Source organism: Fructilactobacillus sp. X7R9C1, from assembly GCF_059901005.1.
Genome location: NZ_JBWXVG010000041.1, coordinates 1 through 695, shown reverse-complemented (window position 1 = coordinate 695; position 695 = coordinate 1). Strand labels below are relative to the sequence as shown.

Below are 695 nucleotides of genomic sequence, written 5' to 3'. Positions count from 1 at the left end.
CTAAGCGGGAATAAAACGGAATAAATGGGATGTTCATGTGACCAAGATGTGACCATAGACAAAAATAAAGACGACTATCAATTACTGATAGCCGCTTTTTTTATTTCCAGTCAACTTCGTGCTTTAAGTTAACTCTTTTAACAAAGTATTTGTTATTTTTGTCCTTACCAACCTTAATATATGGATCGGTCATTAAGCTTTCGACGTATCGCATGTAATCGTCGTTAGTATCAGTTGGAACCACGCCATAAATTCTTTTAATTAATTCTTCTTGTACCTTATCCATATCTTTAATTTCTGCTTTGTTAATTTCTTTAATCATTTTCAAGTTCCTCTTTCCTTGTTTTTAGTAACTTTTCTAATTCTGCTATATCTTCCAATGTTGCCCTATTTTTAATAAACGAACGAGTAGTTGAACGATAATTTAAATATCGTGTATGCTCCCGATTTTTGTTTTGCCACTGCTTATTTTGTTCCGTTTGCTTTGTGGCCATCTTTATCATCTCCAAATAGCATAATTATTACTACCATTAATGCTGTAAATCTAATACTATGATTATTAGAAAACCAGCCTAATGCTAATATTAATAATCCAATAATGTACTTGTATATATTTTTCATAATGTCTATGCTAAGATTATATACGAAAGAGTGGGGCTTTCGCCCCAAACTTTCACTTTTTCAAGCTCTTGATG

2 protein-coding genes are annotated in these 695 nt (G+C 31.9%); both read right to left on the bottom strand.

The features are described from left to right. Positions 1 to 100: 100 nt before the first annotated feature. Entirely contained in the window at positions 101 to 322 is a 222-nt protein-coding gene (locus AC6UD0_RS07305; protein WP_500708697.1) for a hypothetical protein, read from the bottom strand. Next, on the bottom strand, positions 315 to 494 hold the full coding sequence (locus AC6UD0_RS07300; protein ID WP_500708696.1) for a hypothetical protein: 180 nt from the start codon (positions 492 to 494) through the stop codon (positions 315 to 317). The genes AC6UD0_RS07305 and AC6UD0_RS07300 overlap by 8 nt, the downstream gene beginning before the upstream one ends. Between the last annotated feature and the right edge of the window lie 201 nt (positions 495 to 695).

Bases quoted from the DNA above. Each gene is read 5' to 3' on its own strand.
- AC6UD0_RS07305 (WP_500708697.1), bottom strand. From the start codon at position 322: ATGATTAAAGAAATTAACAAAGCAGAAATTAAAGATATGGATAAGGTA.
- AC6UD0_RS07300 (WP_500708696.1), bottom strand. From the start codon at position 494: ATGGCCACAAAGCAAACGGAACAAAATAAGCAGTGGCAAAACAAAAAT.